General features: G+C 66.6%; 15 protein-coding genes. 10 read left to right on the top strand and 5 right to left on the bottom strand.

Annotated elements, in window-relative coordinates; translation table 11 throughout:
• Positions 1 to 5 precede the first annotated feature (5 nt).
• On the bottom strand, positions 6 to 731 hold the full coding sequence (locus IEY28_RS07275) for a PspA/IM30 family protein (protein WP_188995909.1): 726 nt from the start codon (positions 729 to 731) through the stop codon (positions 6 to 8).
• Positions 732 to 963: 232 nt separating this feature from the next.
• Here IEY28_RS07275 and IEY28_RS07280 point away from each other — a divergent pair, with 232 nt between their 5' ends.
• The 5 genes from IEY28_RS07280 (at position 964) to IEY28_RS07300 (ending at position 3,935) form a co-directional block, all read left to right on the top strand.
• Positions 964 to 1,101 (top strand): hypothetical protein, encoded by a 138-nt coding sequence (locus IEY28_RS07280; protein ID WP_188995911.1) that lies wholly within the window; start codon positions 964 to 966, stop codon positions 1,099 to 1,101.
• A gap of 71 nt (positions 1,102 to 1,172) precedes the next feature.
• A complete protein-coding gene (locus IEY28_RS07285; RefSeq protein WP_229783086.1) occupies positions 1,173 to 1,751 on the top strand; it encodes a hypothetical protein in 579 nt (192 codons plus the stop codon).
• Positions 1,752 to 1,796: 45 nt separating this feature from the next.
• Entirely contained in the window at positions 1,797 to 3,257 is a 1,461-nt protein-coding gene (gene recJ / locus IEY28_RS07290) for a RecJ family nuclease (RefSeq protein WP_188995912.1), read from the top strand.
• 79 nt (positions 3,258 to 3,336) lie between these two features.
• The gene (locus IEY28_RS07295) at positions 3,337 to 3,570 is read left to right on the top strand and encodes a hypothetical protein (protein ID WP_166966726.1); all 234 of its coding nucleotides are present in this window, start codon (positions 3,337 to 3,339) and stop codon (positions 3,568 to 3,570) included.
• A 47-nt stretch (positions 3,571 to 3,617) separates the two neighbouring features.
• Complete coding sequence (locus IEY28_RS07300; RefSeq protein ID WP_188995914.1) at positions 3,618 to 3,935, top strand: DUF5783 family protein; 318 nt, start codon at positions 3,618 to 3,620, stop codon at positions 3,933 to 3,935.
• Positions 3,936 to 4,079: 144 nt separating this feature from the next.
• Here IEY28_RS07300 and IEY28_RS07305 read toward each other — a convergent pair whose 3' ends face one another.
• Positions 4,080 to 5,027, bottom strand: coding sequence for a hypothetical protein (locus IEY28_RS07305; protein WP_188995916.1), 948 nt, complete (start codon positions 5,025 to 5,027; stop codon positions 4,080 to 4,082).
• Between the two features lie 388 nt (positions 5,028 to 5,415).
• On the opposite strand from IEY28_RS07305, the gene IEY28_RS07310 reads away from it, so the two are divergent.
• The 4 genes from IEY28_RS07310 to IEY28_RS07325 all read left to right on the top strand — a co-directional run bounded on the left by IEY28_RS07310 (position 5,416) and on the right by IEY28_RS07325 (position 10,174).
• On the top strand, positions 5,416 to 7,548 hold the full coding sequence (locus IEY28_RS07310) for a heme-binding protein (protein WP_188995918.1): 2,133 nt from the start codon (positions 5,416 to 5,418) through the stop codon (positions 7,546 to 7,548).
• A 376-nt stretch (positions 7,549 to 7,924) separates the two neighbouring features.
• Entirely contained in the window at positions 7,925 to 8,578 is a 654-nt protein-coding gene (locus IEY28_RS07315; protein ID WP_188995920.1) for a helix-turn-helix domain-containing protein, read from the top strand.
• Positions 8,579 to 8,665: 87 nt separating this feature from the next.
• Positions 8,666 to 9,805 (top strand): aromatic ring-hydroxylating oxygenase subunit alpha, encoded by a 1,140-nt coding sequence (locus IEY28_RS07320; RefSeq protein WP_188995922.1) that lies wholly within the window; start codon positions 8,666 to 8,668, stop codon positions 9,803 to 9,805.
• A 6-nt stretch (positions 9,806 to 9,811) separates the two neighbouring features.
• Entirely contained in the window at positions 9,812 to 10,174 is a 363-nt protein-coding gene (locus tag IEY28_RS07325; protein WP_188995924.1) for a hypothetical protein, read from the top strand.
• Between the two features lie 29 nt (positions 10,175 to 10,203).
• Here the strand turns inward: IEY28_RS07325 and IEY28_RS07330 are convergent, their stop codons facing one another.
• Positions 10,204 to 10,971, bottom strand: coding sequence for a class I SAM-dependent methyltransferase (locus tag IEY28_RS07330; RefSeq protein ID WP_188995926.1), 768 nt, complete (start codon positions 10,969 to 10,971; stop codon positions 10,204 to 10,206).
• Positions 10,972 to 11,297: 326 nt separating this feature from the next.
• Positions 11,298 to 11,726, bottom strand: a complete 429-nt coding sequence (sufU, locus tag IEY28_RS07335) for a Fe-S cluster assembly sulfur transfer protein SufU (protein ID WP_188995928.1) — start codon at positions 11,724 to 11,726, stop codon at positions 11,298 to 11,300.
• A gap of 210 nt (positions 11,727 to 11,936) precedes the next feature.
• Here sufU and IEY28_RS07340 point away from each other — a divergent pair, with 210 nt between their 5' ends.
• Complete coding sequence (locus IEY28_RS07340) at positions 11,937 to 12,794, top strand: hypothetical protein (RefSeq protein WP_188995930.1); 858 nt, start codon at positions 11,937 to 11,939, stop codon at positions 12,792 to 12,794.
• An 11-nt stretch (positions 12,795 to 12,805) separates the two neighbouring features.
• Here the strand turns inward: IEY28_RS07340 and IEY28_RS07345 are convergent, their stop codons facing one another.
• Positions 12,806 to 13,810 (bottom strand): aldo/keto reductase, encoded by a 1,005-nt coding sequence (locus tag IEY28_RS07345; protein WP_188995932.1) that lies wholly within the window; start codon positions 13,808 to 13,810, stop codon positions 12,806 to 12,808.
• Between the last annotated feature and the right edge of the window lie 91 nt (positions 13,811 to 13,901).

Raw genomic sequence — 13,901 nt, forward strand, 5'->3', positions numbered from 1 at the left:
GTGTCTCAGTCGGCCGTCTCCGCGGCCTGCTCGTCGGCTTCCATCTCCTCGCGAAGCGTCTCCAGTTCGTACTCGACGGCGCGTTCGTTCGAGATGCGGTCTAGTTCCCGGTCGATGTCGTCGCCCTCTTCGAGCACGGACTCCAGTTGACCGCTCTCCTCCAGTTCTTCGAGGGCGGCGGCGCGGGCCTCCATGCGTTCGGTGCGCTCGGTCGCGCGCTCGATGGACCGGTTCACGTCCGCCATCGTGTCGCCGACGCCGGTGAAGGCCTCAGAGACGCGGGCCGACGCCTCGGCGGCCTCGTAGCGGGCCTTCATCGTCTCCTTGCGCGTGCGGAACTGCTCTATCTGGCTGGACAGTTCCGCGCGCTTACCCACGAGGCGGTCCTGAGTCTCCTGCAGGCTGTCTATCTGGTCGGTGAGGTCGGTTATCTGCTCGACGTGAGTCTGTTTCTTCTCCAGCGCACGGCGCGCGAGGTCGTCTCGCTCCTGTCGCATCGCCTCGCGGGCCTGTCCGTCGTACTTCTCGACGTTCTCGCGCAGTCGGCGGCGGTGAATCTCCAGTCGCTTCTTCTGGGTGGTCACGTCGGCGATGCCGCGGGTCACCCGCTGGAGTTCGTCGCGCAACTCCTCGTAGGAGTAGTCCAGTTCGGCCGAGGGGTCCGAGGCCCGGTTCAGCAGGGCGTTCAGTTTCGCGCGGATGGCGAAGCCGATGCGACCGAGGAGACTCATCGTGCCACCTCGTCGGTGGTCTCGGTTCGTCGGGCCGCGATAGCAGGTCCGGTGGAGAACATGCAGGTGCCTACGAGTGACAGCGAGATAACACCATCGGCGGGGATGGCGGGTCTGTCCGTCTCCCGATCGTTAGACCGAGTTACGTCGGCGAAAGAGGCGCTAATTCGGGGTACTCTGCGCTCACCGTCGACCCCCTTGATAGTGGCAGCGTCGCAACGGCCGGATACAGATGACGCGACAACTGCGCCGAACGGCCGGCGTGCTCGTGGCGATACTGACGCTCCTGACCGGCGCCGCGGCGGCGCCCGCGACGGACGTGACCGACGACCGGACCGTGACGTTCACCGAACAGCGACAGGTCGCCTGACTCGACTGGCGGGTTTATCTTCCACCGCTGCGTACCAGCTGTATGCCAACGTATCACGTCCCGCGTGGGGCGTGCAACCGTCCGTCCACCCGACGACCGACGGGAGTGTCGGTCTGACCGTGGCCGACGGACGCCTCGCGGCCGTCGCCGACAGGCGGGTCGGCGTCGTCGTCGGTATCCTCGCCCTCCTCCTCGTCGGCGCGGGAGCGGCGCTTCTCCTCGGTGTCGGCCCGTTCGGACTCGACGACGGGACGGCCGCCCCATCGGAATCGGACGGTCCGCCCCGGGCCACGCCCACCGAGGGACCGCCGCCGTTCACGCTCGGAATCGACCGGATAACGGAATGCGGGCGAACCTGCCGCGACGTGACCTCGACGCTCCGTAACGCACAGCCACGGGCGTCCTCGGACGTCGGCGTCACCGCCACTATCTACGCCGGTCAGGGAACCGACGGGAGCGTCGTCTGGTCCGGCTACGAGTGGGTCGGTGCCCTCGACGCCGGGGAGTCCTACACCACGACACAGCGCGTCGACCTCTCGCTCGGGCAGGCGCTGGCCATCGAACGCGCCGACGGCTACGTCACCATCGAGACGACCGTCGAGTACGACGACAAAGCGATGACGTTCTACCGCCAGCGGACGGTCGCCTGACGACGACTGAAGGTTTTTATCCCGGGGCGCGCCTACCCCGGCACGATGAGTACATCCGGCCCCGTTCCAGCGCTGGCCGACCGCGCGACTGCGTCTGCCGACCGGCTACGGGCGGCCGACCGCGTACTGCTGGCCTCCCACATCGACGCGGACGGCCTGACCAGCGCCGCTATCGCCACTGCGGCGCTGTCGCGGGCCGGCATCCCCGTCGAGACGGTGTTCAAGAAGCAACTCGACGCCGACGAGATAGCCAGCATCGCCGCCCGCGAGTACGAGACGGTGCTGTTCACCGACTTCGGCTCCGGCCAACTGGACGTTATCTCCGACCACGTGGCCGCGGGGGACTTCGAGGCCGTCGTCGCCGACCACCACCAGCCCTCGGCGCCCGAAGACTGCAACGCCGACGCCGTGGTCGAGACGGACGGCTACGCCGACTTCGAGTGCCACTGCAACCCGCTCCTCGTCGGCCTCGACGGAGCCTCGGAGCTGTCCGGCGCGGGCGCGGCGTACGTCCTCGCCCGCGCCCTCGAACCCGACGGCGGCGACAACCGTGACCTCGCGGCGCTCGCGGTGGTGGGCGCCGTCGGCGACATGCAGGCCGTCGGCGGCGAACTGGTCGGGGCCAACGAGGGCATCGTCGAGGAGGGTATCGCCGCCGATGTCCTCGAGGAAGGGACCGACCTCTCGCTGTACGGCAAGCAGACCCGACCGCTCCCGAAACTGCTTGAGTACGCCACCGAGGTTCCGATTCCGGGCATCTCGAACGACCAAGCCGGCGCCACGAAGTTCCTCGAAGACCTCGGACTGGACCTGAAACGCCACGGCGAGTGGCGGACGTGGGCCGACCTCTCCGACGACGAGCGCCAGACCGTCGCCAGTGCGCTCGTCCAGCGAGCGGTCACGCGCGGCGTCCCCGCCGACAAGATACAGTCGCTCGTCGGGACGACGTACACGCTCACGACCGAACCGACCGGCACCGAACTCCGGGACGCCAGCGAGTTCTCCACGCTGTTGAACGCCACCGCCCGCTACGAACGGGCCGACGTGGGGCTGGCGGTCTGTCTCGGCGACCGGGAGGCACCGCTCGAACAGGCCCGCACACTGCTTTCGAACCACCGCCGGAACCTCTCGGAGGGCCTCGATTTGGTCAAAGAGCGCGGCGTCACCCGCTCGGAGTACGTCCAGTACTTCGAGGCCGGCGACGCCATCCGTGAGACCATCGTCGGCATCGTCGCGGGGATGGCCCTCGGCACGGACGGCGTCGACCCGGACAAACCCATCGTCGCCTTCGCCGACGCCGACGGCGAGACGAAGGTGTCCTCGCGGGCGACCGGCCCCCTCGTCGGCCGCGGCGTCGACCTCTCGGTGGTGATGCGGGAGGCCGCCCAGTCCGTCGGCGGCGACGGCGGCGGTCACGACATCGCCGCCGGCGCGACCATCCCGGCCGGCGAGGAGGCGGCCTTCATCGAGGCGGCCGACGACGTCGTCGCCGGGCAACTGGACTGAGACGAGAGCTGTGTGGCCCTGTCTCACCGACGCCACGGGCAATAAGAGCTATACGGCCCGCTGTCAGATGAGGAGACGAATGGACTCGCGTGAACTGTTCGATCTCGCGTTGGTCGTCCTCGCCGGCTTGCTGGCCTACACGGAGACGTTCGGCTTCGCGGACCCGCGAGCGACCCTCGAAGAGATTCTCGCCGTCCTCGTGACGCTCGACGTCCGGGTGTATCTCGTCTTGGGCGGTCTGTTCGGCATCGCGTTCGTCGCGTATCTCGTCGTCTATCTGCCAAAGAAAGACGCCCGGTCGATGCGGCCCTGAAAGCGAGTCCGGGCCACCTTTATCCTCGGCCGCCCTCGTCCTCGCCAATGACGGAGTTCGACCCCGAGCAGTTCGAGGACAAGTACGCAAACTACTTCCCGGAACTGCAGAAGGCCTACAAGCAGGCCTTCGAGGTGCTGAACGACCGCTACGACTCGGAACTCGTCCACGCCATCGACCAGCAGATTCTCAACGAGTCCGAACCGTTCTACGATGAGGACGGGTTCTACGTGGAACTGCCCGAGGACCCACAGGAGCGCCTGACCGCCATCGTCGTCGACGACGAGAAGTTCGAGGTCGTCTTAGAGGAGTTCGTCGCCGAAATCGAGTCCCAACTGCACCGTATTTTCGGCGTCGAGGAGTAATCGCTATCGGCTGCATCGAACGTCTCACCACCTGATAGGAACCGCCTGCTGAATAGCGCGATGCGATTCAGCAGGGCGTGATCGAGGGGACGTGAGATAGCGTCAGTGTGGGTTCGGACTCGCCTGTGGGCCTCTCGACGCCAGTCAGGCCCCGAGTACGGCGTCGACAGCTGCAGCGTAGAGCACGGCGCTCACGACGGCGAAGGTTGCGTAGACGAGCGTCGGGGAGAGCAGCGACGCCGTGCGGTCGTACACGTAGGCCGCGACGCCGACTACAGCCACCCGAATCATCACCACGAGTGCTCCGCGAGGGGTTTCGGCCGCGAGTGTGAGGACGAGGGCGGCGAGCGCGAGCGTCACCAGCACGGGCAGCAGTGCCAGCGCGCGCACCCGGTCGTCGTCGCTCCGCTCGTCCGCGTAGACGGCGACGGCGAGTGCGAGTACGAACAGTACCGCCACCACGGCGCGGGTCCCCCAGAGGAACAGCCACGGCCCATTCGCGAAGGTGCCATACGTGAGGATAGTCGGCGTCACCAGATACCCACTCAAGAGCGTCGTCACGACGACCGCGAGGTCACGCTCGTCGCTGAACACACGCTGGAGCGCTCCTTGAACGAGGCCGTGATAGAGGATGACCATTCCCGACACGAAGAGCGCGATCCGTATCAGCGTCCGATTGAGGAAGACTCCGCCCAGGTCAGCGACTGTCGACGTGACGTGACTGACTCCGACGCCCATACGCAGGGCGAACAGACCGAACGGGAGCACAGCGAGTATTGCCGTGCCGGCCACGGCGGCCCCGATCAGCCATCCGTCCGTTCGATTGGGGATCGACACGGGGAGTGAGTAGCCCCGCCAGGACGCGTACGACGTGGTGAGCACGCCCATTCCGACCAAAACGAGTACGCTCCGTACGAGCAACAGGGAGATGTCGCTGTCGAGGAAGTACGGGTCGAGGGCGTTGTCCAGAGCGATAGTGGCGGCATAGACGCCGACGAACAGCGCGACCATGTTACCCAACTCGACGACGAACGCGCGCCGGACGAGGTCGGCGACGGACTCACGTAGTGGCGGTGTCCGATCGAGGACCATGGGTCAATCCATCGTCAGATACGGTAATATATATTGTCATTACTGTGATCGAATCGTGTGCAGTCGAACTCGGGGGTCGAAGGGGCAACGTGCTGTGGACGTGTCGCGTCGTTCCGAGAGCTTCGACGGATACCGCACGACAACTCGCCGACCGACACATACTGTCGGGACCGAGAGTCCTGCCCGACCGATCCGCTCGCTCTGTTCAGTACGGTTTCTGAAACCGATCACCGGCTGCGTTTCGACGGGGCGTCGCTATCGACAGTTTTCGGGCGTCTCTCGGGCGGCATACCGCACACCGTCGCCTGCTCTCTGGCAGTGAGACAGCGCGCTCGATCCGCTAGCCGACATGGGAAGTTTCCTTACTGTCGAACTGTAACCCGCCGATATGGACCAACGGAAGCCCCCGGAGACCGAAGAGGGCTGGTACGTGCTGCACGACTGTCGGCGCATCGACTGGGACGCCTGGCGGGAGGCCCCCCAGCGAGTCCGTGACCGCGCGCTCTCTGAGGGCATCGACTTCCTCGCCGCGTACGAGGCCATCGAAGACGCTGAGGAGGGCCAGACGGCCGTCTACACCGTGTTGGGCCACAAGGCCGACATCATGATTCTACACCTCCGGCCGACGATGGGCGACTTAGACGCCGCCGAGCGACACTTCGAGCAGACGGAGTTCGCACAGTTCACCGAACGTGAGTACTCCTACGTCTCGGTGACCGAGGCCTCGGGGTACACCGAGAAGTCCCGCGAGTACTTCGACGGCGACGTCGACGACGACTCCGGCCTCGCACAGTACATTCAGGCCCGTCTCCACCCCGAGGTACCCGACGAGGAGTTCGTCTGTTTCTACCCGATGAGCAAGCGCCGGGACCCAGAGCAGAACTGGTACGACACGTCCTTCGAGGAGCGTGCCGCCCACATCAAGCGTCACGGCGACATCGGCCGGGGCTACGGCGGCGACGTGAACCAGATGATCTGCGGGTCTATCGGCTTCGACGACTGGGAGTGGGGTATCACTCTCTGGAGTGAACACATGACCAACATCAAGGAACTGTTGACCGAGATGCGCTTCGACCCCTCCACCTCGAAGTTCGCCGAGTTCGGGCCGTTCTACGTCGGGCGGCGCTTCGACCCGACGGACCTCCCGGCCGTCCTCGCCGGTCAGCGAGTCCCCACGGGTGCGGACTCCGTCACGGCGGAGGCGGTCGCACACGCCGAGGGCGGCGGGCAGGGGCGGCCCGACGCGCACGCCGAGGGCGGCGGGCAGGGACGGCCCGACGCGCACGCCGAGGGCGGCGGGCAGGGACGGCCCGACGCGCACGCCGAGGGCGGCGGGCAAGGACGGCCCGACGCGCACGCTGAGGGCGGCGGGCACGCCCACGCCGGGGACGCCGAGGACCACGGCGGCGCCCATCCCGGGAGCGCGAGCGAGGGCGACCACCCACACGGCGGCGAGAGCGCCGACGCCGACCATCCGACGAGCGACGAGGACGACGACTCGGGTCACAGCGGCGGCCGGCCGGACGTCTCGGGCGACTTCGAGGAGATAGACGACGCCGCCCAGCGAGTCGGCCGTCTCGGCCTCCACGAGGGCGAGGCCTACGACGCGGGCGACTTCGCGCTGGTCTTTCACTCCTCGGCGGACGCCGAGGACATCGTCGACGACGTGGAGGACCTCGGCGAGAGCTTCGACCACTACGACCGCCACGTCACGACGACGGTCCGCGCCCAGAGCGGCCAGACCTACGTCGTCAGCATCTGGACGGCGAAGGAAGCCGCCGAGACGGCCGCCGGGTTCCTCGGTGACTTAGCGGGCGTCGAGGAGCGACTCGGCGGCCAGTTGGGAGAGGGCGACGCCGCGGACGACGGCGGGGACCACGAACAGGCCGCGGCGTCCTCCCAGTCCATCCGCGAGCAACTCGAAGCCGAGGGTGTCTACGCCGGCCAGCCACACGGCGAGGACGTCTACGCGCTGGTCGTCTACTCCGAGGCCGACCCCGACGAACTGGCCGACGAGGTGGCGGACCTCCGGAGCGCCTTCGACCGCTACGACACCCACGTTCGGACGACGGTGTACATGGACAGCGAGGTGCGTAGCGCCTCGGATACGAGCGGCGACGAGCCGCGAGCCGACACCACGGCCGTCGCCTCGCTGTGGGACACCGAAGACGCCGCCGAGACGGCCAGTGAGTACCTCACGGACCTGCCCGACGTCGTCCGTCGGCAGGGCGAGAGCGACGGGTTCGGGACGATGGGGATGTTCTACACCGTCAAACCCGAACACCGCGAGGACTTCGTCGAGAAGTTCGACACCGTCGGCGGCCTGTTGGCGGACATGGACGGCCACCGCGAGACGGCGCTGCTCGCCAACCGCGACGACGGGAACGACATGTTCATCGCCAGTCAGTGGGACAGCAAGGAGGACGCGATGGCGTTCTTCCGCTCGGACGCCTTCTCCGATACCGTCAGTTGGGGACGGGACGTGCTGGCCGACCGGCCGCGACACGTCTTTCTGGCCTGAGCCCCGACGAGTCGCCGTTCGAGCCGCTATCCGCGCTCCGGCGCGATTTGGGGGTCTCGGCCGCCGAGTACGACGACGTCTTTCGGTTCGGCGCGACGACGAGCGACGCCCCGGTCGGGTGTCCGCGCCGACGACTCCGGCGGTCGGTATAAAGGCCTGAAATAATACGTCTGAAGAGTGATTCACGAACCGGTCGTCTCGCTGTCTATGTGAACGCAAACCACACCTGTCGCGTCGGATCCGGACGTTCGACCGGTCAGAGCGGGAACCGTCTCGGCAGGTGTGGTTCGTTCGACCCGACGAGGCGGCCGCTGTGGCGGGGTGACGGCCGTGCGTCGCCTGTCTCGCTACACCACCCAGCCGCGTGGAGTGTCACATGTGCCTGATTGCTGCCATCCGAATCGAACACGAGAGGCTGACGCTGGCGCCCGCCATCGAGCGGGTGCCGTCGGTAGACGTACGCGTCGTAACGAACTCGATGACCGACCCCGAGACGTCGATGTTCTTCTTTCTGGTCCGGAGCGAGTCGGGCGAGTTCGACCGCTTCGACGCGGCCGTCGAACGGGACGAGACGGTCGCCGAGGCGATGGTCGTCTCCGAGTCCGATAGCGCCCGATTGTATCGGTTCACACACCGCTCGGAGACGCAACTCCTCTCCCCGAAGGTCACGGAACTGGGCGGGCTAGTACTGGAGGCGCGGACGGCCGACGCCGGGTGGCGACTCCGGTTGCAACTGCCCGACCGGGAGGCCATCGCCGAACTCTGGGAGTACTGCCGGTCGGAGGGAATCGCCTTCGAACTGATCCGCGTCTACGACCAGCACGGGATGACCGACACCGCTGTGACGGCCGTCAGTGAGGAACAGCGACGCGCGCTGACCGAGGCGTATCGGCGCGGGTACTTCGAGGAGCCACGCGAGACGACACAGGCCGAATTGGCCGACCGTCTCGGCATCTGTCCGACCGCCGTCGGCGGTCGCCTCCGTCGAGGGACGCGACAACTCGTCGAAGACGTCCTCCTCGACGAGTGAGCGCGGCCCGCCGACGCCGTGTGGTACTTAAATAGCGTGTCATCTGTGGTGAAGTCACATGGGGCTGTTGGGCATATGATTCGACGTATGACGCGGTGGAACACCACGAACGACGAGGTAGAGGCCGTCAGTCCCGACATCACCGACGAGGCGAACGCGCTCCCGGCGCGGTACTTCACCGACCCCGCAGTCCACGTGATGGAGAAAGACAAGATATTCGGCGAGTACTGGGTTTACGCCGGCCACGCCAACGCGATACAGGAACAGGGGGCGTACTTCACCCGGACGGTCGGGGACAGACAGGTCATCGTCGTCCGCGACGCCGAGGGGGAGGTGCGCGCGTTCTTCAACGTCTGTGCACATCGCGGCTCGAAGATGGTCGAGGACACGCCGATGACCGACCCCGGAAACATGGGCCGCATCCGGTGTCCGTACCACATGTGGACCTACGACCTCGACGGCGACCTCACGAGTACGCCAAAGAGCTTCGAGGAGGCCGGCCTCAACCCCGACTTAGACGACGCGGACGTGTGTGGACTCGACCCGGAGGCGAACGGCCTCCGAGAGGTCGAGACGGACCGCATCGGCCCGCTGGTCTTCCTCAACTTCGCCGAGGACCCGATGCCGCTGGCCGAACAAGCCGGCACGCTGAAAGACGAACTGGAGGCCCTGCCGCTCGGCGAGTACGAACACGCCGCCCGCTACGTCTCCGAAGTCGAGTGCAACTGGAAGACGTTCGCCGGCAACTACTCCGAGTGTGACCACTGCCACGCCAACCACCAGGACTGGATCTCCGGCGTCGAACTGAACGACTCCGAACTCGAAGTCAACGACTACTACTGGGTTCTGCACTACACTCACGCCGAGGACGTCGACGACGAGATGCGCATCCACGACGAACACGAGGCGACGTTCTACTACTTCTGGCCGAACTTCACGGTGAACATGTACGGGACCGCCGACGGCTACGGCACGTACATCATCGACCCCATCGACGAGGGGCGGTTCCAACTCGTCGCCGACTACTACTTCGAGTCCGCCGAGATGTCCGAGGACGAACGCGAGTTCGTCCAGACGAGTCGCCAACTACAGGAGGAGGACTTCGAACTCGTCGAGCGGCAGTACGAGGGGCTCGAGTCGGGGGCGCTGGCACAAGCCCAACTCGGGCCGAACGAACACACCGTCCACAAGCTACACCGGCTGGCACAGGAAGCCTACGAGGCCTGAGAAGACATGAGCCAACAGGACTCCGTCCCGTTCATCGCGCGGTGTACGAAGACCGGCGAACGCATCGAGGCGTCGACGGCCAACGACGTCGTCGAGTTCTACCGCCGCCGACGCCGCCTCACCGGGGGCGACGTCGCGTGGGTCTTCGCCGACCACCCCGCCGTGACGCAGGCGCCGGACGACGGTGGCCTCAGTCCCGTCCTCGCCGCGCTGGACGAGTACTTCGAACGGGGTATCCCCGTCGGCATCGTCGCCGCGACGACGAGCAAACAGGGGTGGACCGTCGGCGAGACGCTCGATACGTTGTCCGAACTGCGGATGGCCGGGGCGCTCTGGGAACCCCGCGACGACCACCTCCGCCCGGTCTGACCCAGCGGTCGTCGCCTCGCCGTGTGCGGTCACTTCGTGGCGACGAACCGAAGCCGCCGGTAGTCCGCGGTCCACGTCTCGCTGTCGGCCTCGAACAACGCTCCCCGCAACCGGTCTTCGACCGCGTCCAGCACTCGCTCGCGCTCCTCGGCCGCGACGTTCTCGAAGAACTCGTCACCGAACATCCCGACCCACTCGCGGAGGCCGGTATCGCCCCCGTCTAGCGTCGTCGGCCGGTCGAACAGCCGCGCGAACCGGACCTCGAACCCGGCGGACTCGAGTCGCGGCGCGTACTCGCCGATGCTCGGGAAGTACCACGGGTGGTCCACCTCGTAGCCACGCTCGGCGAGTTCGGCTTCGAGCGCGTCGGTGATGTGCCGGACGTTTCCGCGGCCGCCGAACTCCGCGACGAACCGGCCGTCGGCGGTCAGCGCGTCGGCGACGGTCGACAGCACGGCATCGTGGTCTGTCCCGGGAATCCAATGGAGTGCCGCATTCGAGAAGACGGCGTCGAACGACCCCGCTGGCGCGTACGCTCGGGCGTCGGCCTGCTCGAAGTCGAGCGATGGGTAGGCCTCGTGGGCCTGCCGGACCATCTCCGCCGAGGCGTCGATGCCGAGCGTCTCGGCGCCGGTGTCGGCGATGTCGGCCGTCAAATGGCCCGTCCCACAGCCGAGGTCGAGGATCCGATCACCCGGTTTCGGGTCCAGCAGGTCCAACATGTCACTGCCGTACTCGTAGACGAAGCCGTGGCCGTCGTCGTAGTCGTCGGGGTTCCAGTCGTTACCGTCGGTCATACACGGACGCACCGAGTCCGAATCGATAAACCTTCTCGACCCGTGATACCGCCACTCGTGACGCGACCGAACGGTCAGAAGCTACCCGTACACTGCATAGGGCGGCTACTTATACGCCAGCACGCGCTACGTTCGACCACGGAATGCTCCCCTCAATTCGGCGGAGTAGCGAACGGCGGACGACCCCGTTCGGGTCGGACGGACAGCGTGGCGACCGACTCGAATGTGAACTCTGCGGGGAAGAACACCAGTGTCTCGACCACTACGGTATCGTCGCGTGCCAGCGGTGCCGGGCACGACTCCTGCCGCGGCCGTCGCTGCTGTGATCAGTCGTCGTCTTCGGTCGTCGTCTTGTCGAGGTCCTTCTCGCCGAAGTAGATCTCTGCGCCGTCCTGTGCCACCTTCTCGGCCAGTACGGCACACTTGATGCGCATCGGGGAGATGTCGACCCCGAGCATGTCGACGACGTCGTCGCGGTCCAGTTCCTGCAGTTCGTCGACGGACATGCCGTGGAGCTTCTCGGTGAGCATCGACGCCGACGCCTGTGAGATGGCACAGCCGTCACCGCGGAAGACGACGCGCTCGATCGTCTCTTCGTCCTCGCTGAGGACGACGTCCATTCGTATCTCGTCGCCGCACATCGGGTTTTCACCCACGTGTGTGAACGTCGGGTCCTCGAGTTCGCCGGTGTTGCGAGGGTTCTTGTAGTGGTCGAGAATCTGCTGCCGGTACATGTCTGAGCCGCCGATACCCATTGTTAGAAACAGGTACGGCATTCCGTCGGAAAAGCGTTCCGAGGCAGGTGTTCGCACAGAGAGCGGGCCTCGACGGACCGCCGTCTCCTGTGGGGCGTCCCGCCGCCGTCTCAGTGGAAACTCACGAACGGCGACCGGCGCCGTGTCTCCATCTCGGCATCGGAGTCCGACATATATAATTAATAGTGGAGATGACTGCAATATATTCGGATGTTCGAGAACATCATCGAGGCATCGAAGCGGACGGTGTCTCGCGGGGAGGGTCCGGGGGGACCGACCGACGAGACGGTCGACGGGCTGTCAGAAACGCTCGTGGACGACGAGACGGCAGCGCACGTCCTGACGAGTTTGAACCCTATCCAGCGGATTCACGAGGGGCGGGCAGAGTCGATAGCGCCGCGACGCGACGGGCGGTCGTTCCTGTTGGCGACCGACCGACGCGTGCTCTTCGTGGCCGACGACGGTGCCCTCTCGTCGGTCGACATCGCCGTGCCGCTGGCCGAGGTCGACGCTGTCGTACACCGGTCCTCGCTGCTCGAATCCGCGCTCGTCGTCGAGACGGTCGACGAGGAGCGCATCTCCATCTCGCCGTCGGACGGGGACGCCGAGGCGGTGGGTGCCTACATAGAGCGAACCGCCGAGAGTTGGCGCGAGATGGGGGCGGCACTGGACAGCGCTCGCGAGACGCTCGAGACGTACCGTGACGAGACGGACCGTTACGAGGACCCTCTGCGGGCGTCCCAGCGGATTCAGGGGCGACTCGCGCTGGCCGACGACGCGCGCTCGCGCTACGCCGATACGCCGTCCGAGCGACTGGCCGAACACCTCCGATCGGTCGCCGCCGAGTTAGCTGACGCGCTCCACACCGAGGCCGAGCGACTGACAGACGGGGTCCACCCCGACGACGAGGGCGCGACTGCCGTCTACGAGCAGGCACGCGGCGTACTCGAACACGCTCGGCAGATCGCCGTCGAACACGCGGACGCCGACACGGAGACGTTCGACGAGTCGATGGTGCGTTTCGACGAGGCCATCGAGCGAAGCCGGTGGGTGTGGGGCGAGACCTGACGGCAGGCCGTTCAGATGTTCTCGTAGGGGCCGGCCTTCGACTCGGCCAGTCGCTCGAACTGTTCGGCGGAGAGGTCGACGTCGGCCGCACCGAGGTTCTCTTCGAGTTGCTCGACCGTGCGAGCGCCGACGAGCGGCACGGCCACGCTGTCGTGGTGCATGAGCCACGCGAGCGACACCTGTGCCGGGGTGGCGTCCACTTCGTCGGCGACGGCCCGCACCTCGTCGACGACGTGAAAGTTCTCGTCGGTGAGATACGACTCTTTCCAGTCCTCGCTCCGGCCGGCCGAGGCGTCGGTGTCGCGGTCAGCGCGGTCGTACTTCCCGGTCAGGACGCCCTGTCCCAGCGGGCTCCACGGACAGACGCCCAGTCCGTAGTGCGCACACATATCGAGGTAGTCGCCTTCGACCTCCCGGTTGACGAGGTTGTAGCGCGGCTGTGAGACGGTGAACGGTTCCAGCCCCTCGCGCTCGGCGAGTTCGTTGGCCTGCGCGACGCGCCACGCGTTGGGTTCGAACGTCGACGCCCCGAGGTAGTTCACCTTGCCGTCGTCGACGAGGCCGGTGAGCGTCCGCATCAGTTCGCGGGCCGGCGTGTCCTCGTCCCAGCGGTGGATGTACAACACGTCGAGGTAGTCCGTGCCCAGACGGTCGAGCATCAGGTCGATGTTCCGGCGGATGTGCTTCCGGCCGAGGCCGCGGCCGTTCGGGTCGTCCTCGCGGGTCGGCCAGTAGATTTTGGAGGCGAGGACGTACTCCTCGCGGTCACGCTCGGTCAGCCAGTCGCCGATCCAGTCCTCGCTGTCGCCGCCGCCGTACACGTCGGCGGTGTCGATGAACCGGCCGCCGGCCGCCTCGTAGGCGTCGAGCAGTTCGTGGGCGCGCTCCGCGCCGATTTCGAGCGTCCCGTCGGCTGTCTCTCGCCCGAACCGCCACGTCCCGAAGGAGAGTTCGCTGACCGAGAGCCCCGTCTCGCCCAGCCGCACGTAGTCGAGGTCGACGTCGTCGAGTGCCATGCGCCGGGGTTCGTGCCGCCACGGTTTGAATGGTCGGGCGGCGGCGCCGTTGACCGGTGCCACGCTCGCTGTTCGAGGCCACTCCGAACCC

This window comes from Haloarcula pellucida (genome assembly GCF_014647235.1).
Classification (GTDB): domain Archaea; phylum Halobacteriota; class Halobacteria; order Halobacteriales; family Haloarculaceae; genus Haloarcula; species Haloarcula pellucida.

Coding starts and splice junctions, on each gene's coding strand:
- IEY28_RS07275 (WP_188995909.1), bottom strand. CDS start 731: ATGAGTCTCCTCGGTCGCATCGGCTTCGCCATCCGCGCGAAACTGAAC.
- IEY28_RS07280 (WP_188995911.1), top strand. CDS start 964: ATGACGCGACAACTGCGCCGAACGGCCGGCGTGCTCGTGGCGATACTG.
- recJ (WP_188995912.1), top strand. CDS start 1,797: ATGAGTACATCCGGCCCCGTTCCAGCGCTGGCCGACCGCGCGACTGCG.
- IEY28_RS07295 (WP_166966726.1), top strand. CDS start 3,337: ATGGACTCGCGTGAACTGTTCGATCTCGCGTTGGTCGTCCTCGCCGGC.
- IEY28_RS07300 (WP_188995914.1), top strand. CDS start 3,618: ATGACGGAGTTCGACCCCGAGCAGTTCGAGGACAAGTACGCAAACTAC.
- IEY28_RS07305 (WP_188995916.1), bottom strand. CDS start 5,027: ATGGTCCTCGATCGGACACCGCCACTACGTGAGTCCGTCGCCGACCTC.
- IEY28_RS07310 (WP_188995918.1), top strand. CDS start 5,416: ATGGACCAACGGAAGCCCCCGGAGACCGAAGAGGGCTGGTACGTGCTG.
- IEY28_RS07315 (WP_188995920.1), top strand. CDS start 7,925: ATGTGCCTGATTGCTGCCATCCGAATCGAACACGAGAGGCTGACGCTG.
- IEY28_RS07320 (WP_188995922.1), top strand. CDS start 8,666: ATGACGCGGTGGAACACCACGAACGACGAGGTAGAGGCCGTCAGTCCC.
- IEY28_RS07325 (WP_188995924.1), top strand. CDS start 9,812: ATGAGCCAACAGGACTCCGTCCCGTTCATCGCGCGGTGTACGAAGACC.
- IEY28_RS07330 (WP_188995926.1), bottom strand. CDS start 10,971: ATGACCGACGGTAACGACTGGAACCCCGACGACTACGACGACGGCCAC.
- sufU (WP_188995928.1), bottom strand. CDS start 11,726: ATGGGTATCGGCGGCTCAGACATGTACCGGCAGCAGATTCTCGACCAC.
- IEY28_RS07340 (WP_188995930.1), top strand. CDS start 11,937: ATGTTCGAGAACATCATCGAGGCATCGAAGCGGACGGTGTCTCGCGGG.
- IEY28_RS07345 (WP_188995932.1), bottom strand. CDS start 13,810: ATGGCACTCGACGACGTCGACCTCGACTACGTGCGGCTGGGCGAGACG.